The sequence below is a fragment of the Lentzea sp. NPDC059081 genome (assembly GCF_042738015.1).
In the GTDB taxonomy this organism is placed as follows: Bacteria; Actinomycetota; Actinomycetes; order Mycobacteriales; family Pseudonocardiaceae; genus Lentzea.
Genome location: NZ_JBHYGW010000013.1, coordinates 182,995 through 205,474 on the forward strand (window position 1 = coordinate 182,995; position 22,480 = coordinate 205,474).

The window sequence follows — 22,480 nt, forward strand, 5'->3', positions numbered from 1 at the left end:
GGTGGGGGGGCGGGGGGGGGGGGGGGGGGTGTTGGTGGGGGGGGTTGTTGGGCCGGCGCGGGGGGGGGGGGTGTTGGGGGGGGTTGACCCTGGGAGCGGCCGAACGACCGGCACGAACTCGCAAACTCCTCGTCTGGCCCCGTGTGGCACCGGGAGTTGGGGTCCTGCCGTGTGGCACCGGGAGTTGGGGTCTTGCCGTGTGGCGCCGGGAGTCGGGCGTCTTGCGTGTAGAACTACCCGCACACTGTGAGTAGGCCTGTTCAGGTCCCGTGTGATCACTGTCGCTAAAGTGCGATCCGTGACCGCCGCAGCCAGCTCGGACGCCGATCTCATCTCGGCCCACGCCGCAGGTGACCCCTACGCGTTCTCGGAGCTGGTGAAACGGCACCGCGATCGGATGTGGGCGGTGGCGTTGCGCACGCTGCGCGATCCGGAGGAGGCCGCGGACGCCCTTCAGGAGGCGTTCATCTCGGCCTTCCGGGCGGCGTCGTCGTTCCGCGCGGAGTCACAGGTCACCACCTGGCTTCACCGGATCGTGGTGAACGCGTGCCTCGACCGGATGAGACGGCGACAAACAAGACCGACAGTGCCGTTGCCCGAGGCAGGACCCGGCGAGCCCGTCGCGCCCCGTGACGCGATGAGCGACCGCGAGACCAGCCTGATCGTGCAGCAGGCGTTGATGGAGCTGCCGGAAGAGCAGCGGGCGCCCATCGTGCTGGTCGACGTCGAGGGGTACTCCGTCGCGGAGACGGCGAAGCTCCTCGGCATCGCGGAGGGCACGGTCAAGAGCCGGTGTGCGCGAGGTCGCGCCAAGCTCGCCAAAGTTCTCGGGCACCTCAGGAACCGAATCGCAGATGCGAACGTCCCAGCTGACGGTGTGAATGTGCAAGAGCAACGTCAGTGGGAGGGTCGATGACCGGCATGGAGCGCGTGCCGATGGGTCCGCCGTGGTCTGTCGACCTCATCGCGGACCTGCACGCGGGCGTGCTGCCCCCTGAGGTCGCCGCACAGCTGCGCCCGAGGGTCGAGGCGGACGCGGAGGCCCTGGAGATCCTGCGGGCGCTGGACGCGACGCTGGCGGACCTGGAGGCGTTGCCCCCGATCCCCATGCCCGACGACGTGGCCGCCAGGATCGACGCCGCGCTGGCCGCCGAGGCCAGGCCGGTCGCGCCCGTCGTCTCGCTCGACGACGCCCGCAAGCGCCGCAACCGCAGGCTCGGCCTCGGTGGTGGCGTGCTGGTCGCGGCGGCCGCGGCGTTCGGCATCGTGTTCGCCGTCGCCCCCGGTGGCAACGAGGCGAACACCCCGCCGGCCGCTCAGCAGACGCCCACGACGAACTCGAACGTCTCGGCCCAGCCACCGCTGTCGGTGAAGGAGTCGGAACTCGGCGCCGCGTTCGGCGAGGTGCTCAAGGCGCAGAACTACGGCCCGCTCGAGACGCCCGACCGCCTGGCGGGGTGCCTGCAGGGCGGCGGCATCAAGAGCTCCGGCAACCCGCTCGGCATCAGCCCGATCAACCTCGAGGGCAAGGACGCCGTGATGGCGATCCTGCCGGCGGGTCTCGGGCAGTACCGGCTCGTCGTGCTCGACCCCAAGACGTGCGGTCCCGACAAGCCCGAGGGCGTTCTGGAAGACGAGACCATCAAGCCGAGGTAGTCGCGAACGTCACGGAATTAGCTGCACCTACGATCCGTTGAGCCAGTCAGACGACGAGATCGAGGAGTTGCAGGCCAGTGAGCGTGCGCAACGTGATCATCATTGGATCGGGACCGGCGGGCTACACCGCGGCGGTCTACGCGGCACGCGCGCAGCTGGAGCCCCTGGTCTTCGAGGGTTCGCAGTACGGCGGCGCCCTCATGACGACGACCGAGGTCGAGAACTACCCCGGCTTCCGCGAGGGCATCATGGGCCCGGAGCTCATGGAGCAGATGCGTGAGCAGGCCCAGCGCTTCGGCGCCGAGCTGCGCGCCGAGGACGTGGAGTCCGTCGAGCTGACCGGCGAGGTCAAGAAGGTCGTCGCGAACGGCGTCGAGTACGAGGCCAAGGCCGTCATCCTCGCGATGGGCGCCGCGGCCCGCTACCTCGACATCCCCGGTGAGCAGGAGCTGCTCGGCCGCGGTGTGTCCGCCTGTGCGACGTGCGACGGCTTCTTCTTCCGCGACCACGACATCGCCGTGGTCGGCGGCGGCGACACGGCGATGGAGGAGGCGACGTTCCTCACCCGCTTCGCCAAGTCCGTGACGGTCATCCACCGCCGCGAGGAGTTCCGCGCCTCGAAGGTCATGCTCGAGCGCGCCCGCGCCAACGAGAAGATCAAGTGGCAGCTGAACACCCAGGTCACCGACGTGCTGGGTGACGGCACGGTGTCGTCCATCAAGGTCAAGGACACCCGGACCGGTGCCGAGTCCGAGCTGCCCGTGACCGGTTTCTTCCTGGCGATCGGCCACGACCCGCGCTCGGCGCTGGTGAAGGGCCAGGTCGACCTGGACGCGGAGGGGTACGTCCTCACCAAGGGCAAGTCCTCCTACACGAACCTCGACGGCGTGTTCGCCGCCGGCGACCTGGTCGACCACGAATACCGTCAGGCGATCACCGCCGCCGGTTCCGGCTGCAGCGCCGCGATCGACGCCGAGCGGTGGCTGGCCGAGCACGGCACCGAGCAGGCCGAGATCGCCGCCGAAGCCGTCGGTGGCGGCTACGGCAAGAGCAACTGAAGTCCTTCTGCGAGACCTCTAGGAGAGCAACATGGCAGGCGCCACCGTCACGGTGACCGACAAGTCGTTCGCGGACGACGTGCTGACCAGCGAGAAGCCCGTGCTGGTCGACTTCTGGGCGACCTGGTGCGGCCCGTGCAAGATGGTTGCGCCGGTGCTGGAGGAGATCGCCGCCGAGCACGGCGAGAAGCTCACCATCGCCAAGGTCGACATCGACGCCAACCCGTCGATCGCCCGCGACTACCAGATCATGTCCGTGCCGACGCTGATCCTGTTCCAGGGCGGTCGTCCGGTGAAGCAGATCGTCGGCGCGAAGCCCAAGGCCGCGCTGCTGAACGACCTGCAAGACGTCCTGGCCTGACAAAAAAGTTTGCACCGGACAACAAGTCCGCTGCAACGCGCAACGTGACCCGCCCGTCTATCGATAAGACGAGCGGGTCACGTTCGTTTTGGTGCCGGGGCGGTGATCCCGGTACGACTGTGAGTAGCCCTGCATCGATCACTGAGCGCAGCAGGGCACAATGAGGACTTCCCAACTGACGCGCCGACCAGGTTCGGCGCCCTAGTCGAGCGAGGGTGCATGCAGCTGCTCCGCCGCGGGGACGTCGGAAGTGATGTTGCCGAGATCCGGTCGACCCTGACCAGGCTCGGACTGCTTCCGCCGGCCGACCCCCAGGCGCCGCCGGTGTTCGACCAGCAGGTCGAGCACGCCGTGCGCGCGTTCCAGCAGCAGCGGGGGCTGATCATCGACGGCGTCGTCGGCCCGGCGACCTACCGCTCGCTGCGCGACGCGACGTTCCGGTTGGGGGACCGGCCGCTCGCGTACCTGATGTCGCAGCCGACGACCGGCGACGACGTGCTGATGCTGCAGGAACGCCTGCTGGAGCTCGGCTACGACGCCGGCCGCGCCAACGGCGTGTTCGGCCAGCAGACCGAGGGCGCGCTGCGGAACTTCCAGCGCGACTACGGCCTGATCGTCGACGGCATGTGCGGACCGGACACGGTGCGCGCGTTGCGGCAGCTCCAGCCGAAGGTGCGCGGTGGCCGTCCGCAGCTGCTGCGCGAGCAGGAGCGGCTGCGCGGTGCCGGGTCGCGCCTGTCCGGCAAGCGCATCGTCATCGACCCCGGGCACGGCGGCCAGGACCGCGGTGTCGTGGTCGGCGGCCTGTCCGAGGCCGACCTGATGCTGGACCTCGCGCGCAGGCTCGAGGGCAAGATGGCCGCCACCGGCATGGAGGCGCTGCTCACCCGCGGGCCGGACAACTGCCCGGACGAGGCGGAGCGCGCCCGGTTCGCGAACGAGGCGGGCGCCGACCTGATCCTGTCGCTGCACAGCGACGGCAACTCGTCGCCGAACGCGCAGGGCGTGGCCACGTTCCACTACGGCACGGGCAACGGCACGTCCTCCACGGTGGGCGAGGCGCTGGCCGGGTTCATCCAGCGCGAGGTCACCGCCCGCACGACGATGTCGAACTGCGGCTCGCACCCGAAGACGTGGGACCTGCTGCGGCTCACCCGCTGCACGGCCGTCCGCGTCGAGGTCGGCTACCTGACCAACGCCGAGGACCGCGCCCGCCTGGCCACGCCCGGCTTCCGCGACATCGTGGCCGAGGGCATCCTCGTGGCCGTGAAGCGCCTGTACCTGCTGGGCAAGGACGACCAGCCGACGGGCACGTTCACGTTCAACGACCTGCTGCGCTACGAGATGTCGAAGAGCTGATCTGACGAAAAAGGCCCCCTCGCTGCCGGCGAGGGGGCCTTTTTCGTTGCTCTAGACCGGTCGGAAGCTGGGTTCCGCGGTGGAGACGGTGACGCTGTTGAGCAGGCGCTCCAGGGCGGCCTCCACGTCTTCCTTCCAGGTGATGGAGCTGCGGAGCTCCATGCGCAACCGGGGCCAGCGGGGGTGCGGCCGCACGGTCTTGAAGCCGACGCTCGTGAGGAAGTCGGCGGGCGTGACGCAACTGGGCTCTTCGTCGTCCGGGCGCATGTCGCCGAACGCCTCGATGGCCTTCACGCCACGACGCGTCAGGTCCTTCGCCACGGCCTGCACGAGCACGCGGGCGAGTCCGCCCCCTCGGAACTCCGGGAGGACGTCCAGCGACGTCATGAGGACCGCGTCCGGGCTCACCGGGGACGTGGGGAAGGCAGCGCTGCGCGGAACGGCCGCCGGTGGTGCGTAGAACACCGAACCGGCAGGGATGCCGTCGCAGTAGATGAGCCGGCCGCACGAACCCCATTCGAGCAGGACGCTGGACACCCAGGCTTCCTTCTCGAACTCCGTGTCCCCGTACTCCTCGGCCTGTTCGCGCAGGTGAGGAGCCAGTTCCCAGAAGACGCACGTCCGGCTGTGCTTGGAGAGATGCTCCAGGTTGTCCAACGTGACGCCCACGACGCGACGGGACACCCCGACCTCCACCCGTTAACACACACAGCGAACTCATACGAGGGTAGGCGAATGTGACGGAACCGGGAAGGCGCGTGCCCTGAACGGGACGACGGTTACACTCGCTCGGGACATTTCCTATTCAGGAGTCCCACATGACTGTGCCCGGACAGCCCGCGAAGCAGGGCCCCAGAAGCCTTGACCCCCACCTCCGCCGCTACGCAGCGCGCACGGCAGGGATGACGGCATCCGAGATCCGGGCACTCTTCGCGGTCGCGTCCCGTCCCGAGGTGGTCTCGCTGGCCGGCGGCATGCCGCACCTGGCCGCACTGCCTCTCGACTCGCTGTCCGCGGAGATCGGTCAGCTCGTCGCCACCGAGGGCCTGGTGGCGCTGCAGTACGGCTCGGCGCACGGTGTCCCGCTGCTGCGCGAGCAGATCTGCGACGTGATGGCGCTGGAGGGCATCAACGGCCACCCGGACGACGTGGTCGTGACGGTCGGCTCGCAGATGGGCCTCGACATGGTCACCCGGATCTTCTGCGACCCCGGTGACGTCGTGATCGCCGAGGGTCCGTCGTACGTGGGGGCCCTCGGGTCGTTCACCGCCTACCAGGCGCAGGTCGTGCACGTCGCGATGGACGCCGACGGTCTGGTGCCGTCGTTGCTCCGCGAGGCCCTGGAAGCCTGCAAGCGCGCCGGGCAGCGGGTCAAGTTCCTCTACACGATCCCGAACTTCCACAACCCGGCCGGCGTGACGCTGGCGGTGTCCCGGCGGGCCGAGATCCTCGAGATCTGCCGCTCGTACGGCGTGCTGGTCGTGGAGGACAACCCGTACGGGCTGCTCGGGTTCGACGGCCAGACCTACCCGGCGCTGCGGTCGATGGATCCGGACAACGTCGTGTACCTCGGGTCGTTCTCCAAGACGTTCGCCGCCGGTCTGCGGGTCGGCTGGGTGCTGGCGCCGCACGCGGTGCGCGAGAAGCTGGTCCTGGCCGCAGAGTCGGCCACGCTGTGCCCGCCGACGCTGAACCAGATGGTCGTGTCCCGGTACCTGTCGACCCAGGACTGGAAGGGCCAGATCAAGACCTACCGCGAGGCGTACCGGGAACGGCGTGATGCGGCGATCTCGGCGCTCGAGCAGCACATGCCGCAAGGTTCCACGTGGAACATTCCCGACGGCGGTTTCTACGTCTGGGTGACGGTGCCGGAGGGCATCGACACGAAGGCGATGCTTCCCCGTGCCGTCACGGCCCGCGTGGCCTACGCGTCCGGCACCGGGTTCTACGCGGACGGGTTCGGGTCACGGCAGCTGCGCATCTCGTACTGCTACCCGACCCCGGAGCGCATCCGAGAGGGCGTCCGCCGCCTGGCGAACGTCATCGAGGAGGAGATGCAGCTGGCCGCGACCTTCGGGGCGACGCCGGGCCGTCAGCTGTCCGGTCCGCAGACCCCGTCGCCTGACACCGCCTGATCCTTGGAGTTGTGCTGTGGCTGACCGCATGGTCGCTGTGCTGTCCGGTGGGCTCTCCCACGAACGTGAGGTCTCGATCCGCTCGGGTCGCCGGCTGTCGGCCGCTCTGCGGTCGGTGGGCATGACGGTGGAGGAGTGGGACGCGGACGCGTCGCTGCTGGCCCGTCTCGGCTCGGACCGGCCGGACGCCGTCGTCGTCGCCCTGCACGGCGGTGAGGGCGAGAACGGGTCGGTGCAGGCGATCCTCGAGATGTTCGGGGTGCCGTACGTCGGCACCGACTCGCGGGCGTGCCGCCGGGCGTGGGACAAGCCGACCGCCAAGGCCGAGCTGGCCCGTGCCGGGCTCGCGACGCCGGAGTGGGTCGTGCTGCCGCACGCGACGTTCCGGGAGCTGGGTGCCAAGCCGGTGCTCGACGCGATGGTGTCGACGCTCGGGCTGCCGTTGATGCTGAAGCCGGACCAGGGCGGGTCGGCGCTGGGCGCGCAGGTCGTCCGCGATGCGGCCGAGCTGCCGCCCGCGATGGTGGGGTGCCTGGCGTACGGCGACACCGTGCTGGCCGAGCAGTTCATCTCCGGCGTGGAGGTGGCGGTTGCGGTGGTCGACGGGCCCGAGGGTCCGTACGCGCTGCCGGCGGTCGAGATCGTTCCGGAGAGCGGGGTGTACGACTACACCGCTCGGTACACCGCGGGCCTGACCGACTTCCACGCGCCGGCTCGGCTCGACGCCGCTGCCGCCAAGGCGGTGGGGGAGCTCGCCGTCGCGGCGCACCGGTTGCTCGGACTGCGGGACGTCTCGCGGACCGACGCGGTGGTGGCCGAGGACGGGACCGTCTACTTCCTCGAAGTGAACGTGTCGCCGGGACTGACCGAGACGTCGCTCCTGCCGATGGCCGTCGAGGCGGCGGGGCAGTCGCTGGGTGAGATCTACGCCGGTTTGATCGAGCGCGCTGTCGCTCGTTGATCTTTCTTTCGTAGGTGACGCCCCGTATCCAGGTGGATGCGGGGCGTCATCGTCACCGTGACATAAGGCCCGTGGGTGATCCTATGGGCCTACTCCGATGTCCGAATTGCCGTGTTCGGGCTGATCATGCCGACGATGCGCTCAAGATCGTCAACTGACCCGAACTCGACGACGATCCGGCCCTTCCGCTGCCCGAGTTCGACCTTCACGCGGGTGTCGAAGTTGTCGGAGAGGCGCTCCGCGAGCTCCTGCAGACCGGGTGCGTGCATCTGCTTCCGGGGAGCGGGCTTCTCCTTCTTCGGCTTCTCGTTCTTGGCGATCGTCACCGCTTCCTCGGTCGCGCGGACCGACATGCCCTCGGCGACGATCCGTGCGGCGAGGTCCTCCTGCGTTCCGGCGTCGTCCAGACCGAGGAGCGCCCGCGCGTGGCCGGCGCTCAGCACACCCGCCGCGACCCGTCGCTGGACGGGGAGGGGGAGCTTCAGCAGCCGGATGGTGTTCGTGACGACGGGACGACTGCGGCCGATGCGATCGGCGAGCTCCTCGTGCGTGACGCCGAACTCCTCCAGCAGCTGCTGGTAGGCCGCCGCCTCTTCGAGCGGGTTGAGCTGGACGCGGTGGATGTTCTCCAGCAACGCGTCGCGCAGCATCACGTCGTCGGCGGTCTGCCGCACGATCGCCGGGATGGTCTTGAGCCCGGCCTGCTGCGTCGCCCGCCACCGCCGCTCGCCCATGACGAGCTCGTAGGTGTCGCCACCGAGCTCGCGGACCACGATCGGCTGCATGAGCCCGAACTCCTTGATGGAGAACGAGAGCTCGTTGATCGCGTCCGGGTCGAACACCTGGCGCGGCTGCTTCGGGTTGGTCTTGATCGCGGTGACCGCGATCTCCCGGTAGTGCGCCCCGGCGACCTCACCGACCGGCGCGGCCGGAGCCTTGGTCCCCGTACCGTTGCCGACCGCGGCGGGCCGGCTGATGGCAGGCGCACCAGCCGGTGGACCCTGCGGAATGAGCGCGGCCAAGCCGCGCCCGAGTCCACCCTTGCGCTGTTCCGTCATGCGCTTCCCCTGTTCGCCCCGCGGTGTGCGATCTCCTTGGCGGCGTCGAGGTAGCTCATCGACCCGCGTGAACCCGGATCGTAAGTCAACACCGTCTGCCCGAATCCTGGCGCCTCGGAGACCTTCACGCTGCGCGGAATCACCGTCTTGAGCGCGACGTCGCCGAAGTGACCGCGCACCTCGCTGGTCACCTGGTCGGCGAGCTTGGTGCGGCCGTCGTACATCGTGAGGAGGATCGTCGAGATCGAGAGGTCAGGGTTGAGGTGCTGCTGCACCAGCTCGATGTTGCGCAGCAGCTGGCTCAGTCCCTCCAGCGCGTAGTACTCGCACTGGATCGGGATCAGCACCTCCTGCGCGGCGACCATCGCGTTGACGGTCAGCAGACCGAGACTCGGCGGGCAGTCGATGAAGACGTAGTCGGGCTGCAGCTGGTCGAGCGCCTCGGGGGAGAGCGCCTCCTTCAGCCGCGACTCGCGGGCCACCATCGAGACGAGCTCGATCTCGGCGCCGGCGAGGTCGATCGTCGCGGGCACGCAGTAGAGGTTCGGCGACGTCGGACTGACCTGAGCCGCCTCGGCGATGGAGATCTCGCCGATGAGCACCTCGTAGACGGACGGCGTGCCGCTGCGGTGTTCGACCGCGAGCGCCGTGCTGGCGTTGCCCTGCGGGTCGAGGTCGATCACGAGCACCTTGAGCCCGTGGATCGCGAGCGCCGCGGCGAGGTTCACCGTGCTCGTCGTCTTGCCGACGCCACCCTTCTGGTTGGCGACGGTGATCACCCGGCGATGTGTCGGGCGGGGGAGCAGTGACTCGTCGGGGTGCAGCACGCTAGCCGCACGAGCCGCCTCTTCTGCAATCGGGGTCCACACCACGGCGCTGTCATCTCCGTTGTTGGTCGGCTTGGCTTGGGGTTGAGGAGGCGCGGTTTCACGTGAAACGTCGGCGGACTGGAACTCCGGGTACACGCTCACCGATCCCTCCGTGTCTGGCGCTCGACGATGAGCACCGTCGTAGGCACTTCAAGTACGTCAGCCCCCACGACGACGACCTGAGCGTTGCCGCCCCCGGCCTTCAGCACCGCGTCGCCGTCGCGATCGAGCTCTTCCTGCGCGCGCTCGCCCTTGAGCGCCACCATCCGCCCGCCACCCTTGAGAAGCGGAAGGCACCACTTCGTCAGCTTCTCCAACGGAGCCACCGCCCGCGCCGTCACCGCGTCGCAGTTCAGCAGCTGCTTGCGGATCGGCCCCTCTTCCGCCCGGCCGCGGAGCACCGTGACGTTGTCGAGCTCAAGCCGTTCCTTCACTTCCTCGAGCCACGCGATGCGGCGCGCCATCGGCTCCAGGAGCGTGATCCGGAGGTCGGGCCGCGCGATGGCAAGCGGCACGCCCGGCAGCCCCGCACCCGAGCCGACGTCGACGACCCGCTCGTTCGGCTGGAACAACTCCTCGATGACCGCCGAGTTGAGCACGTGGCGATCCCAAATCTTGTCGACCTCGCGAGGACCGATGAGTCCACGCTCGACGCCGTGCTCCTCCAGGAGCCTGACGAACTCGGCGGCACGGTCGACGTGCTCACCGAATACGAGCTTCGCGTTGTCGGGCAACTCCCCGGCCATGTTCTCCGTCCGCGAGCGTTTCACGTGAAACCACACGGCGGCGGCTGTCCGGCGGCCGGGTGGAAAAGCTGGCGAATGCCAGGGGACCATCATGACGGATCGACCGTGTGGTGCGCCAAATCCTGAGCGTTGTTTCACGTGAAACTTGGGGAAAGTTGGGTTGGTTCTGGGTTGGCGTGGTGTTGTGGTCGTGGCTTGGGGCGGTTTGGTGGGGGAGTCGTTGGGGGTTTCACGTGGAACAGTGGGTTCTGGGGTTTAACGCGGTTGGGTTCTGTTGAGACCAGTGGCTGTTCCGGCGTGGTCGCCTTTGGTGGTCCCGTGTCTGTTCCAGCGTGGGCGTGCACCTCGGACGACGCGGCGGGGTTCATCGCCGCTGCGCGACGATTGCGATTGGGGCTTGACTTCGAGGCCCTTGCGAGGCGCTCAGTCGGCCGGAAAAGGCCGGATGCTTCGCAACCGGCCGATCCCGAAAGGGGTAGCACCTCGCACCCAAAGTCAAGCCCCAATCGCCTAACCACGAGTGGGTGCACCGCTACCCATCGGCGCAAGGTCTGCACGGCTCGCCTTCGGCATCGCGGTTGTGGGAGTGCGTGGGGAGTTGTTACTGCTCGCCTTCGGCATCGCTTGCTAGCGCTCGTCCCGTGAGAGGAGAGCGGGTCCCGACAGGGGAGCCGAATCGCGGGCTTGGCTCATCGCGCATGTGTCCGAGGTTCGCGATACGCCGTGTCCCCGCCGGTCCATCCGCGTCTTTCTATTCGCCCCTCGACCTCCGCCCCTCGACCTCCGCCCGTCCACATCCGCCCGTCCACATCCACACCTCCACGTCCGTGCCTGCGCCTCCGCTCGTCCACATCCGCGCCTTACCCCTCCGCGCCTGACCCCCGCTCGCCCGCCTCCGCCCCTGCGCTTCCGCTCGTCCACCTCCGCCGCATCCCCGTGGTCTCATCCCGTGCTCGCGTTCCTTCGCGCCCGACTCGGTTTGCCCGCGTCCCTCAGCCGCGCGGATCCGGGAATGCGAACGGCCCCTGGTTCCGGGGAACCAGGGGCCGTTCGCGGTGGAGCGGGGGAGTGCGGTTACGGCTTCGGGAAGATGATGACCCGGCGCTGCGGCTCTTCGCCTTCGCTTTCGCTGTGGACGCCGGCGACTGCCGCGACGGCGTCGTGGACGACCTTGCGCTCGAACGGGGTCATCGGGTGCAGGCGGGAGCGCTCGCCGGAGGCGGCCACCTTCTCCGCCGTGGTGCGGCCGAGCTCGGCCAGTTCTGCCCTGCGGCCTGCTCGCCACTGGGCGATGTCCAGCATCAGGCGGGAGCGGACGCCCGTCTCCTGCTGCACGGCCAGGCGGGTGAGTTCCTGCAGTGACTCGAGGACGTTGCCTCGGGGGCCCACCAGCTTGGCCAGGTCCTCGCCGCCGTCGATGCTGACGACCGCGCGGCCGCCTTCGACGTCGAGGTCGATGTCGCCGTCGTAGTCGAGCAGGTCCAGCAGGCGCTCGAGGTAGTCGCCCGCGATGTCGCCTTCCTGGACGAGCAGGTCCTCGGTCTTGCTCTGCGACTGCGGCTCGGCCTCTTCGGTCCCGGCTTCTTCAGCCGGCGTCGACGCCTCCACGTCGTCGGTCGCCTGCAAGGTCTCCGACACGATGTCTCCTCTCCGGGGCAACGCCCGAAATCAGCGGCGCTTCTTGCTGCCCGGCTTCTTGCTGGTGGATCGGCCTGGGGTCAGGCCGGGAATCTCGGTGTTCGACGAGCCGTTGGCGGCGGTCGAACCGGAGGCCGGCGTCGCGCTCGAACCCGAGCCGCCGGGGCCCGCGGTCGGCTGGCGCTTGACGCCGTTGGCCGGCTTGGCGCCCGGTGCGGGCTTCTTCGGGTTGGTCGGCTTCACGCCCGGCTTGGGGGCGAGAGCCTGACGTGTCTCGACGGCCGTCGCCTTCTTCTGCTCTTCCTCGGCGTCGATGCGCTTGTACACGAAGTGCTGCTGGCCGAGCGTCCAGGCGTTGTTGGACAGCCAGTACATGAGGATCGCGACGGGGAAGAAGAAGCCACCCGCGAGGACGCCCAGCGGGAAGATGTAGAGCGTCAGCTTGTTCATGATGGCCGTCTGCGGGTTGTCCAGCGCCGACGCGTTCTGACGGGCGACCGAGTGGCGGGCCGTGAAGTGGGTCGCGATGGACGCCACGATCATCAGCGGCACGGACACGAGGATGACGTTCAGGCGTTCGGTGCCGAACTGCGCGAGCTGGTCGGCCGGCATCGTGATGAACGTCGAGAGGTTCGCGCCGAAGAGCTTCGCGTTGACGAACGACTCGACGCCCTTCGCGTCGAAGAAGTAGACCTCGCCCCAGCCGGGCTTGAACGAGCGCAGCACGTGGAACAGACCGATGAACACCGGGATCTGCACCAGCATCGGCAGGCAGCCGCCGAGCGGGTTCACGCCGTGCTCGGACTGGAGCTTCTGCATCTCCTGCGCCTGGCGCTGGCGGTCGTTCGGGTACTTCTTCTTGATCTTCTGCATCTCCGGGGCGAACTCCTGCATTCGCCGCATGGAGCGCACCTGGCCGACGAACGGCTTGAAGAGGATGGCGCGGAGGGTGAAGACCAGGAAGATCACGGACAGCGCCCAGGCGAACCCGCTCGCTTCACCGAAGACCTTGCCGAACACCCAGTGCCAACACCACAAGATGAAGGACACCGGGTAGTAGATGAAGTTGAGCACGGACTACTCCTCGGTGGATACGTCGGGGACCTGCCGCCTCGGCGGAACGGGGTCCAGGCCTCCAGGGTGCCAGGGTCCGCAGCGCAGCAACCGGCGGATCGTCAGCCAGGTTCCTCGCAGCGCACCGTGGACGGTCAGCGCCTCCACCGCGTACGCGCTGCAGCTCGGGTAGAAGCGGCAGGTCGGCGGCAGCAGCGGTGAGACGAACTTCCGGTAGAAGTGCACCGGAAGCAGCGCGACCTTCGCGGGCAACGTGGTCATCGCGGCACCTTGCCAGTCAGAAGTGTGCGCAACGCGGACGAGAAGTCCGCGGCGAGCTCCGAGCTCGACGCGTCGGCTGCTGGTGCCAACGCCCTGACCACGACGAGAGTTCCCGGCGGCATGTCTTCCAAGCGCGGGCGCACGACGTGGCGGAGACGGCGGTACACGCGGTGGCGCACCACCGAGTTGCCAACTGCCTTGCTCACGACGAAGCCCACCTTGGACGAATCCAAGGTGGGCACGTCGGGCTTCAAGACGTGGACGACCAACCGGGGTCGTCCGGCGCGGCGGCCTCGGCGGACCACCAGGCCGAAGTCCTGGCTGCGGGTGAGCCGGGCGGCCGGTGGGAGCACGACGACGCTGCGCTTACCAGCCGCTGTCAGGCGGACAGAGTGGCACGGCCCTTGCTGCGGCGCGCGGCCAGAATGGCGCGGCCGGCGCGGGTCCGCATGCGCAGCCGGAAGCCGTGCGTCTTCGCGCGGCGGCGGTTGTTGGGCTGGAAGGTGCGCTTACCCTTGCTCACGGTCGGTTCTCCCGGTGCTTCACTGCTGACAAAGCCTCTGTGGTTGCCCCCGATGGCAGTGGACGTAGGCGCGCGAAAGGCGCCCGTCGCAAGCGGGAGACACTACGAGGGTACGCATGCCCGGGTGCGGCGACCAAATCGGGGTGGCCGATGCCACGTCTTGTGAGGCGTGCCGCGCCTTGTTACCGTTCGTCCTTCGCGCGTGGCCGGGTTGGCGTGGGAGCCGCCATCGGACCGGCAACACAACGCACCTTTTAGTGCACAGTTGTGGATAACTCTGTGGATACCTCTATTCTCCGTGTCCACAAGTGGAGTCGTGGGCTCCGGCGGAGGGGAGGGGAGCGCGGAGGTGTCGAACCAGCAGGTCGACCTTGGTCTCGTGTGGGCCGAGGTGGTGCAGGAACTGGCGACGAGCCACCTGTCCCCTCAGCAACGCGCGTGGATGAGGGTCACCCGTCCCATCGGTCTGCTGGACGGAACGGCCCTGCTCGCGGCCCCCAGCGACTTCGCCAAAGAGGCGATCGAACGTGCGTTGCGCGACCCGATCACCGACGCGCTGTCCCGCCGGCTCGGCCGGTCGGTGTCCCTCGCGGTGAAGGTCGACTCGCCGGAACCGGTGAGTCCCGTCGTGAGCCCGCCGACCACGCCCATCTCGGTGCAGGCGATCCAGGCCGTTCAAGCAGCTCAGGCCGCCCAGGCGGCGCAGCCGGTCACGGCACCCGTCGTGGCGGGCGTCCCCAACGGCGACACGCCCGTCCTCGCGGACGAGGGCGTCGGCGCTGACGGGGGAGAAGAAGAGGTGGACGAAGCCGGCGACGCGCTCGCCGCCGTCACCGAGATCTGGCCGACCTTCAACTCGGCGAACACCGCCGCGGTCGCCACGCCGAACACGAACCTCCCGTACACGCGACCGGCGAACCCCTCGCCGTCGCAGACCCGGCTGAACGAGAAGTACAACTTCGACACGTTCGTCATCGGCGCCTCGAACCGGTTCGCGCACGCCGCGGCCGTCGCCGTCGCCGAGGCTCCCGCCAGGGCGTACAACCCGCTCTTCATCTGGGGTGAGAGCGGCCTCGGCAAGACGCACCTGCTGCACGCCGTCGGGCACTACGCCCAGCGCCTGTTCCCCGGCATGCGCGTGCGGTACGTGTCGACCGAGGAGTTCACCAACGACTTCATCAACTCGCTGCGCGACGACCGCAAGGTCGCCTTCCAGCGCCGCTACCGGGACATCGACGTCCTCCTCGTGGACGACATCCAGTTCCTGGAGGGCAAGGAAGGTACGCAGGAGGAGTTCTTCCACACGTTCAACACGCTCCACAACACGAACAAGCAGATCGTGGTGTCGAGCGACCGGCCGCCCAAGCGGCTGGAGACGCTGGAGGACCGCCTGCGCACGCGGTTCGAGTGGGGTCTGATCACGGACATCCAGCCGCCCGAGCTGGAGACGCGGATCGCGATCCTGCGCAAGAAGGCGGCCCAGGACCGGCTCGCGGCCCCGGCCGACGTGCTGGAGTTCATCGCCTCCCGGATCGAGCGGAACATCCGCGAGCTCGAGGGCGCGCTCATCCGCGTCACGGCGTTCGCGTCGCTCAACCGCCAGCCGGTCGACATCCAGCTCGCCGAGATCGTGCTGCGCGACCTCATCCCCGACTCGCACGCGCCGGAGATCACCGCGCCGACGATCATGGCGGTCACCGCCGAGTTCTTCGGAGTCTCGATCGACGACCTGTGCGGCCCGGGTAAGACGAAGGCGCTGGCGCAGGCGCGGCAGATCTCCATGTACCTGTGCCGCGAGCTGACGGACCTGTCGCTGCCGAAGATCGGCCAGACGTTCGGCGGCCGCGACCACACGACGGTCATGCACGCGGACAAGAAGATCCGCAAGGAGATGGCCGAGCGCCGGCGGATCTACGACCAGGTGCAGGAACTGACGTCGCGGATCAAGCAGCGCGCCCGCCACGCTCCCTGATCCCACCCGGGTACCGCGAAGGGGTCCTCCGACACGGAGGGCCCCTTTTTCGTTCGCCCGCAACGGGACCGCGTTCCGTACCCCGACGGCCGCCTATCGGGACGCACCGACGTACGACCAGCACACGGCACGTACGCGCGCGCTCGAACCCGGGTGGGATCAACGGGTTCCGGCCGCTCGCCAGAGGTTTCTGTTACCCCCCGGCACTCGAAGGGGTGGGGACAACTGGAAAAGTTTGTGGCCCCGGCCACGATCTGGCCACAGAAGCCTGTTGAACACCCGGGTACAACTGCCCCGCACCCGGGGACGCACCCGGGGACAACTGTGGACGATCTGTGGATCGCGAGGTGTGCACAACTGGCTGTCCCCGGGTGCGCCGATCTGTCCCCGGGTGCCATCCCCGTTCGGTCCACATGGTGGGTGACACCTTGACCAGCAGGTTTAACGCCTGTCCCCACTATCCACAACCCCTACTGTTACTGCTGTTGATCTCTTCCAATGAAGAACTCAAAAGCAAAACAGCGGGGGATGGTTCCCGGGGATCGGTGCCCGAACCCCGAAGTGACGGGAAGGGCCAGGACGCTCTAACGTGGTTGCTCCGCACCTCGGTCAGCCGAGGGTCGAGGCTCCCCGAACCCCCACTGGCACGTTGTCGTGGTGGGGCTTGCCGACTGCCGAGGAAAGGACGCCTCATGAAGATCCGCGTCGAACGCGACGGCCTGGCCGACGCAGTCGCCTGGGTCGCCCGCAGCCTGCCGTCCCGACCGCCGGTTCCCGTGCTGGGCGGCGTGCTGCTCGACGCGGAGTCCGACGACTCGCTGACGGTCTCCGGGTTCGACTACGAGGTCTCCGCCCAGGTCGGTGTCCCGGCGACGATCGCCGACGGCGGCCGCGCCCTCGTCTCCGGCCGGTTGCTCGCCGACATCACCAAGGCGCTGCCGAACCACCCCGTCGAGATCGCGGTCGACGGCTCTCGCATGATGATCAGCTGCGGCAGCGCCAGGTTCAGCCTCCCGACGATGCCGGTCGAGGACTACCCGGCCCTGCCGTCGATGCCGCAGTTGATCGGCGAGCTCCCGGGGGACGTCTTCGGCGAAGCGGTCGGCCAGGTCGCCGTCGCGGCCGGCAAGGACGACACGCTCCCGATGCTCACCGGTGTCCGCGTCGAGATCGGCGAGGGCAAGCTGACCCTGGTCGCCACCGACCGCTTCCGCCTGGCGATGCGCGAGTTCCCGTGGGAGCCGGACGCGACGCTCGGCGACGTCGCGGTCCTCGTCCCCGCCCGCACCCTCGGCGACGCGGCGAAGACCCTCGGCTCCGGCGGCAGCAAGGTCGAGATGTCGCTCGCCGCCAACGACGGGCTGCTCGGCCTGTCCGGCTCCGGCAAGCGCACGACGACCCGCCTGCTCGACGCGGACTTCCCGAAGTACCGCCAGCTCCTGCCGAGCGAGCACTCGGCCGCGGCGATCATCGAGGTCGACACGCTCGTCCAGGCGATCAAGCGCGTCTCACTCGTCGCCGAGCGCGGCACCCAGGTCCGGCTCGAGTTCGTCGACGGCGGCCTGCGCCTGTCCGCCGGTGGCGACGACGAGGGCTCGGCGGAGGAAGAGCTCCCCGTCGAGTACACCGGCGACGCGGTCACGATCGCGTTCAACCCCGGGTATCTCCTCGACGGTCTCGGTGCGGTGCGCACGCCCCGCGTCCACTTGTCCTTCACCACACCCAGCCGACCGGCGCTGCTCAAGCCGGTGGACGAGGATGGCAACGTGGCGCCGGGCTACCTGTACCTCCTGATGCCCGTGCGCCTGCCCGGCTAAACCCTTACCGGGTAACAGAAACGTTGGGAGAGAACACCGTGCAGCTCGGACTCGTCGGCCTCGGCAAGATGGGTTTCAACATGCGCGAGCGGGTGCGGCGTGCCGGTCACGAGGTGATCGGCTACGACCGCAACCCGGAGGTCAGCGACTCGGAGTCGTTGGCGGACATGGTGTCCAAGCTCGAAGCGCCGCGCGTGGTGTGGGTGATGGTGCCCGCGGGCGACATCACCAGGAACACGGTGAAGGAGCTGTCCGAGCTGCTGTCGCCGGGCGACCTCGTGATCGACGGCGGCAACTCCAAGTTCACCGACGACCGGATCCACGCGGACCTGTTGGCGGAGAAGGAGATCGGCTACGTCGACGCCGGTGTGTCCGGTGGCGTGTGGGGCCTCGACAACGGCTACGCGCTGATGGTCGGCGGCACCGCGGAGCACGTCGAGCAGGCGATGCCGGTCTTCGACGCGCTGCGTCCGGAGGGTCCGCGCGAGGAAGGCTTCGCGCACGCGGGCAAGGTCGGCGCCGGCCACTACTCGAAGATGGTGCACAACGGCATCGAGTACGGCCTGATGCAGGCGTACGCCGAGGGCTTCGAGCTGCTCGACAAGACCGACGTCGTGGACAACGTGCCCGCGGTGATCTCGGCCTGGCAGCGCGGAACCGTTGTGCGGTCGTGGCTTCTCGACCTGCTGGTGCGCGCGCTCGAGTCGGACCCGGAGCTCGACGACCTCCGCGGGTACGTCGAGGACTCCGGCGAGGGCCGGTGGACCGTCGAGGAGGGCATCAACAACGCGGTGCCGCTCCCGGTGATCTCCGCCGCGCTGTTCGCCCGGTTCACCTCGCGCCAGGAGGACTCGCCCGCGATGCGCGCCGTCGCCGCGCTGCGCAACCAGTTCGGTGGTCACTCCGTGCACCTCGCCGGTCCGTCGTCCGGTTCCGGCAGCACCCAGGGCTAGTCCGAGTGCACGTCAGACACCTCCAGGTCAGCGACTTCCGCTCGTGGGAGCTCGCCGACCTGGCGTTCGACCCTGGCGTGTCGGTGCTCGTCGGCCGCAACGGCCAGGGCAAGACGAACCTGGTCGAGGCGATCGGGTACGTGGCGACGCTCGGTTCGCACCGCGTCGCCACGGACGCTCCACTGATCCGGCACGGCGCCCAGCGCGCCGTGGTGCGGGCGGCCGTGGTCAACGACGACCGCGAGCTGCTCGTGGAACTCGAGATCACGGCGGGCAAGGCGAACCGGGCGCGGATCAACCGCGGTCCGGTGCCGCGCCCCCGTGACGTGCTCGGGATTCTGCGCACCGTGTTGTTCGCACCGGAGGACCTCTCTCTCGTGAGAGGCGATCCGAGCGATCGGCGGCGGTTCCTCGACGAGATGCTCGTGCTGCGCGCACCGCGTTATGCCGGTGTGCGCAGTGACTACGACCGCGTGCTCAAGCAGCGCAGTGCGTTGTTGAAGACGGTGAAGCACTCGCGGTCGGCGGAGCTGTCCACGCTCGACGTGTGGGACGGGCACCTCGCCAAGCACGGCGCGGAGCTGCTGGCCGCACGGGTGAAGCTGGTCCGCGACATGGCGGACCACGTCACCTCGGCGTACGCGGAGGTCGCACCGGAGTCGCGGCCGGCGCTCATCTCGTACCGGTCGAGCGTCGGCGAGCTGCCGGAGGACCGGGAGAGCATCGAGGACCTGCTGCTGGCCGAGCTCGACCGGGTGCGGCGGCAGGAGATCGAACGCGGCGTGTGCCTGGTCGGTCCCCACCGCGACGACCTGGACCTGACGCTCGGCGAGCTCCCCGCGAAGGGCTACGCCAGTCACGGAGAGTCATGGTCGTTCGCGCTCGCCCTGCGGCTCGGGGGGTACGAGCTGATGCGTGTCGACGGCATCGAACCGGTGCTCGTGCTGGACGATGTCTTCGCGGAGCTCGACCGCGGCCGCCGACAGCAGCTGGCGAAGGTGGCGGCCGGCGCCGAGCAGGTGTTCATCACCGCGGCGGTGGCGGAGGACGTTCCCGACGAGCTCAGCGGTGCCCGGTTCGAGGTCCACGGCGGGGAGGTGCGGCGTGTCTGACCCGACGCCTGACTCTGGGGGTTCGAAGCCCCCACATGTAGCTCGATCGGGTGTGTCCGCCCACACATCTGGGGACAAGTCTGTGGATGGTGTGGATAACTCCGTCACAAATCCGGACTTGTCCACAGGTTCATTCACACCCGAGGGTGAACAACTCAAGGGTTCGGACCTCGCGCGAGCAGCGCTGGAGGCCGCCAAGGCCGCCGCGAAGGCCCGCGGCAGGGTGCCGGGGAGCAAGTCGAAGGGCCGTCCGGTCAACCGCCGCCGGCGTCGCTGGTCCGGTCCCGGACCCGACGACCGCGACCCCCAGCCGCTCGGGCGGATCGCGTCCAGGATCGCGGCGGACCGCGGCTGGGTCGAGCAGCTGCAGGGTGGCCAGGTCTTCGCCCGGTGGGCGAAACTGGTGGGAGAGGACGTCGCCGAGCACGCGAAACCGATCGCGCTCAGTGACGGGGAACTGACGGTCCAGGCGTCGTCGACGGCGTGGGCCACCCAGCTGCGCCTGCTGCAGCGCGAGCTGATCAAGCGGATCGCCGCGGGCATCGGTCACGGCGTCGTCAAGAAGCTCAAGATCAAGGGTCCGGACGCTCCGAGCTGGCGACACGGCCCCAGGCACGCGCCTGGGCGCGGTCCGCGTGACACCTACGGGTGAGGCGACGTCGGGGGCTCAGCGGCCGTTCTGTGGCTCAATGAGCGTTCACCAGCGGATTTGAACCCCCTTTTCAGCCGTCCTGACCCGTTTTGGGTCCCGTGAGGGCGTCTGTGACCGATTCAAAGGTGTCCTTGGCCCCTTTCTGTCGGGGTAGCCCGGTAGAATCACGGGAGCGTCACCCATCACCGTGCGGCTCTGCCCGCATCAGCGAGGAGACTCCAGGCCCGTGTCAGCTAAGAAGAATGAGTACGGCGCGTCCTCGATCACCGTCCTCGAGGGTCTCGAGGCAGTGCGCAAGAGGCCGGGCATGTACATCGGCTCGACCGGCGAGCGCGGTCTGCACCACCTGGTCCAGGAGGTCGTGGACAACTCGGTCGACGAGGCGATGGCCGGCTTCGCGACGACGGTCGACGTCACCCTGCTGGCCAACGGCGGCGTCCGGGTGATCGACGACGGCCGCGGCATCCCCATCGACGTGCACCCGGTCGAGGGCAGGCCCACCGTCGAGGTCGTGCTCACCGTGCTGCACGCGGGCGGCAAGTTCGACAGCGACTCCTACGCGGTGTCCGGCGGTCTGCACGGCGTCGGCATCTCCGTGGTGAACGCGCTGTCCACGGCCGTCGAGGTCGAGATCAAGCGGCAGGGCCACGTCTGGACCCAGCGCTACGAGAACTCGAAGCCCGCGCACGAGCTGCGCCAGGGCGAGGCGACCGACGAGACGGGCACCACCGTCACGTTCTGGGCCGACCCCGACATCTTCGAGACGACCGAGTACAACGTCGAGACGATCGCGCGCCGCCTGCAGGAGATGGCGTTCCTCAACAAGGGGATCACCATCGTCCTGCGCGACGAGCGGGTCTCGGCCGAGGACGAGGAAGCCGACGCCGACGGCCACAAGGCCGCGGTGAAGGAGCGGGTCTACCACTACCCCGGTGGCCTGGAGGACTTCGTCCGCCACATCAACCACACGCGCGAGGCCGTGCACCAGAAGGTCATCGGCTTCGAGGCGCAGGGCGACGACCTGCAGGTCGAGGTCGCGATGCAGTGGAACACGGGCTACACGCCGTCGGTCTACACCTTCGCGAACACGATCAACACGCACGAGGGCGGCACCCACGAGGAGGGCTTCCGCGCCGCGTTGACGCGCGTCGTCAACGAGTATGCGCGTGAGAAGAAGCTCCTCAAGGAGAAGGACGCGAACCTCACCGGCGACGACATCCGCGAGGGTCTCGCGGCGATCATCTCGGTGAAGCTCAAGGAGCCCCAGTTCGAGGGCCAGACGAAGACCAAGCTGGGCAACAGCGAGGCCAAGTCGTTCGTGCAGAAGTCGACGAACGAGCACCTGGCCGACTGGTTCGAGCGGCACCCCAACGAGGCCAAGACGATCGTCACCAAGTCGGTGTCGTCGGCGCAGGCCCGCATCGCCGCCCGCAAGGCGCGCGAGCTCGTTCGCCGCAAGGGCGCGCTCGACATCGGCGGCCTGCCCGGCAAGCTGAAGGACTGCCGTTCGACGGAGCCAGAGCGCTGCGAGCTCTACATCGTCGAGGGCGACTCCGCGGGCGGTTCGGCCAAGGAGGGCCGCGACTCGATGTACCAGGCGATCCTGCCGATCCGCGGCAAGATCATCAACGTCGAGAAGGCGCGCATCGACCGCGTCCTGAAGAACACCGAGGTCCAGTCGCTGATCACGGCGCTCGGCACCGGCATCCACGACGAGTTCGACCTCACCAAGCTGCGCTACCACAAGATCGTGCTGATGGCCGACGCCGACGTCGACGGCCAGCACATCCGCACGCTGCTGCTCACGCTGCTGTTCCGCTTCATGCAGCCGCTCATCGAGCACAACCACGTCTACCTCGCGCAGCCGCCGCTCTACAAGATCAAGTGGCAGCGCGCCGAGCCGGAGTACGTCTACTCCGACCGCGAGCGCGACGCCGTGATCAAGGCCGGCATCGAGGGCGGCAAGAGGCTCGGCAAGGACGACAACATCCAGCGGTACAAGGGTCTCGGCGAGATGAACGCCGAGGAGCTGTGGGAGACCACGATGGACCCGGCCAACCGGATCCTGCGGCAGGTCACCATGGACGACGCGGCCACCGCCGACGAGCTGTTCAGCGTGCTCATGGGCGAGGACGTCGAAGCACGCCGCTCGTTCATCACCCGCAACGCCAAGAGCATCAAGTTCCTGGACATCTAGTGGTGCGGCGCGGTCTGCGCCGCACCACCGGTCCGGCCTTGACTCCTGAGCACCCCGGCGTTTCCGGCGAGAAGGAAA

22 protein-coding genes are annotated in these 22,480 nt (G+C 68.7%); 13 read left to right on the forward strand and 9 right to left on the reverse strand.

Annotation, left to right across the window (positions count from 1 at the left end; translation table 11 throughout):
* Nucleotides 1–298 precede the first annotated feature (298 nt).
* From sigM to ACFWV3_RS27175, 5 genes are all read left to right on the forward strand, one after another.
* Nucleotides 299–916: an RNA polymerase sigma factor SigM gene (sigM, locus tag ACFWV3_RS27155; protein ID WP_065915504.1), complete on the forward strand. Its 618-nt coding sequence runs from the start codon at nucleotides 299–301 to the stop codon at nucleotides 914–916.
* Nucleotides 913–1,656: a hypothetical protein gene (locus ACFWV3_RS27160; RefSeq protein WP_382414968.1), complete on the forward strand. Its 744-nt coding sequence runs from the start codon at nucleotides 913–915 to the stop codon at nucleotides 1,654–1,656. The genes sigM and ACFWV3_RS27160 overlap by 4 nt, the downstream gene beginning before the upstream one ends.
* An 83-nt stretch (nucleotides 1,657–1,739) precedes the next feature.
* Nucleotides 1,740–2,714, forward strand: a complete 975-nt coding sequence (trxB, locus tag ACFWV3_RS27165) for a thioredoxin-disulfide reductase (RefSeq protein ID WP_382415068.1) — start codon at nucleotides 1,740–1,742, stop codon at nucleotides 2,712–2,714.
* 31 nt (nucleotides 2,715–2,745) lie between these two features.
* Nucleotides 2,746–3,075 (forward strand): thioredoxin, encoded by a 330-nt coding sequence (gene trxA / locus ACFWV3_RS27170; protein ID WP_382414970.1) that lies wholly within the window; start codon nucleotides 2,746–2,748, stop codon nucleotides 3,073–3,075.
* A gap of 219 nt (nucleotides 3,076–3,294) precedes the next feature.
* Nucleotides 3,295–4,434, forward strand: a complete 1,140-nt coding sequence (locus ACFWV3_RS27175) for an N-acetylmuramoyl-L-alanine amidase (protein WP_382414972.1) — start codon at nucleotides 3,295–3,297, stop codon at nucleotides 4,432–4,434.
* 51 nt (nucleotides 4,435–4,485) lie between these two features.
* Here the strand turns inward: ACFWV3_RS27175 and ACFWV3_RS27180 are convergent, their stop codons facing one another.
* Entirely contained in the window at nucleotides 4,486–5,118 is a 633-nt protein-coding gene (locus ACFWV3_RS27180) for a GNAT family N-acetyltransferase (protein ID WP_156213264.1), read from the reverse strand.
* A 134-nt stretch (nucleotides 5,119–5,252) separates the two neighbouring features.
* Here ACFWV3_RS27180 and ACFWV3_RS27185 point away from each other — a divergent pair, with 134 nt between their 5' ends.
* Entirely contained in the window at nucleotides 5,253–6,569 is a 1,317-nt protein-coding gene (locus tag ACFWV3_RS27185) for a PLP-dependent aminotransferase family protein (protein WP_382414975.1), read from the forward strand.
* Nucleotides 6,570–6,585: 16 nt separating this feature from the next.
* A complete protein-coding gene (locus ACFWV3_RS27190) occupies nucleotides 6,586–7,530 on the forward strand; it encodes a D-alanine--D-alanine ligase (protein ID WP_382414977.1) in 945 nt (314 codons plus the stop codon).
* Between the two features lie 89 nt (nucleotides 7,531–7,619).
* Here ACFWV3_RS27190 and ACFWV3_RS27195 read toward each other — a convergent pair whose 3' ends face one another.
* From ACFWV3_RS27195 to rpmH, 8 genes are all read right to left on the reverse strand, one after another.
* The gene (locus ACFWV3_RS27195) at nucleotides 7,620–8,588 is read right to left on the reverse strand and encodes a ParB/RepB/Spo0J family partition protein (protein ID WP_382414979.1); all 969 of its coding nucleotides are present in this window, start codon (nucleotides 8,586–8,588) and stop codon (nucleotides 7,620–7,622) included.
* Nucleotides 8,585–9,460 (reverse strand): ParA family protein, encoded by an 876-nt coding sequence (locus tag ACFWV3_RS27200; protein WP_382415071.1) that lies wholly within the window; start codon nucleotides 9,458–9,460, stop codon nucleotides 8,585–8,587. The genes ACFWV3_RS27195 and ACFWV3_RS27200 overlap by 4 nt, the downstream gene beginning before the upstream one ends.
* A gap of 95 nt (nucleotides 9,461–9,555) precedes the next feature.
* A complete protein-coding gene (gene rsmG, locus ACFWV3_RS27205) occupies nucleotides 9,556–10,203 on the reverse strand; it encodes a 16S rRNA (guanine(527)-N(7))-methyltransferase RsmG (protein WP_382414981.1) in 648 nt (215 codons plus the stop codon).
* 1,074 nt (nucleotides 10,204–11,277) lie between these two features.
* Nucleotides 11,278–11,841 (reverse strand): protein jag, encoded by a 564-nt coding sequence (locus ACFWV3_RS27210; RefSeq protein WP_382414983.1) that lies wholly within the window; start codon nucleotides 11,839–11,841, stop codon nucleotides 11,278–11,280.
* A 30-nt stretch (nucleotides 11,842–11,871) separates the two neighbouring features.
* Nucleotides 11,872–12,915, reverse strand: a complete 1,044-nt coding sequence (gene yidC, locus ACFWV3_RS27215) for a membrane protein insertase YidC (RefSeq protein ID WP_382414985.1) — start codon at nucleotides 12,913–12,915, stop codon at nucleotides 11,872–11,874.
* 3 nt (nucleotides 12,916–12,918) lie between these two features.
* Complete coding sequence (gene yidD / locus ACFWV3_RS27220; protein ID WP_325523323.1) at nucleotides 12,919–13,176, reverse strand: membrane protein insertion efficiency factor YidD; 258 nt, start codon at nucleotides 13,174–13,176, stop codon at nucleotides 12,919–12,921.
* Nucleotides 13,173–13,529 (reverse strand): ribonuclease P protein component, encoded by a 357-nt coding sequence (rnpA, locus tag ACFWV3_RS27225; RefSeq protein WP_382414987.1) that lies wholly within the window; start codon nucleotides 13,527–13,529, stop codon nucleotides 13,173–13,175. Before rnpA ends, yidD begins: the two co-directional genes overlap by 4 nt.
* Before the next feature lie 26 nt (nucleotides 13,530–13,555).
* Complete coding sequence (gene rpmH, locus ACFWV3_RS27230) at nucleotides 13,556–13,699, reverse strand: 50S ribosomal protein L34 (RefSeq protein ID WP_030465619.1); 144 nt, start codon at nucleotides 13,697–13,699, stop codon at nucleotides 13,556–13,558.
* A 349-nt stretch (nucleotides 13,700–14,048) separates the two neighbouring features.
* Between rpmH and dnaA the strand changes: the two genes are divergently transcribed.
* The 6 genes from dnaA (at nucleotide 14,049) to gyrB (ending at nucleotide 22,402) form a co-directional block, all read left to right on the forward strand.
* Nucleotides 14,049–15,671 carry a chromosomal replication initiator protein DnaA gene (gene dnaA / locus ACFWV3_RS27235; RefSeq protein ID WP_382414989.1) on the forward strand — a complete coding sequence of 541 codons (1,623 nt, stop codon included), beginning with the start codon at nucleotides 14,049–14,051 and terminating at the stop codon, nucleotides 15,669–15,671.
* A gap of 692 nt (nucleotides 15,672–16,363) precedes the next feature.
* A complete protein-coding gene (dnaN, locus tag ACFWV3_RS27240) occupies nucleotides 16,364–17,488 on the forward strand; it encodes a DNA polymerase III subunit beta (RefSeq protein WP_382414991.1) in 1,125 nt (374 codons plus the stop codon).
* Between the two features lie 38 nt (nucleotides 17,489–17,526).
* Nucleotides 17,527–18,441, forward strand: a complete 915-nt coding sequence (gene gnd / locus ACFWV3_RS27245) for a phosphogluconate dehydrogenase (NAD(+)-dependent, decarboxylating) (protein WP_330850037.1) — start codon at nucleotides 17,527–17,529, stop codon at nucleotides 18,439–18,441.
* A gap of 5 nt (nucleotides 18,442–18,446) precedes the next feature.
* Nucleotides 18,447–19,553: a DNA replication/repair protein RecF gene (gene recF, locus ACFWV3_RS27250; protein WP_382414994.1), complete on the forward strand. Its 1,107-nt coding sequence runs from the start codon at nucleotides 18,447–18,449 to the stop codon at nucleotides 19,551–19,553.
* A 118-nt stretch (nucleotides 19,554–19,671) separates the two neighbouring features.
* Nucleotides 19,672–20,205, forward strand: coding sequence for a DUF721 domain-containing protein (locus tag ACFWV3_RS27255; RefSeq protein WP_382414996.1), 534 nt, complete (start codon nucleotides 19,672–19,674; stop codon nucleotides 20,203–20,205).
* 226 nt (nucleotides 20,206–20,431) lie between these two features.
* On the forward strand, nucleotides 20,432–22,402 hold the full coding sequence (gene gyrB / locus ACFWV3_RS27260) for a DNA topoisomerase (ATP-hydrolyzing) subunit B (protein ID WP_382414997.1): 1,971 nt from the start codon (nucleotides 20,432–20,434) through the stop codon (nucleotides 22,400–22,402).
* Nucleotides 22,403–22,480: the final 78 nt, after the last annotated feature.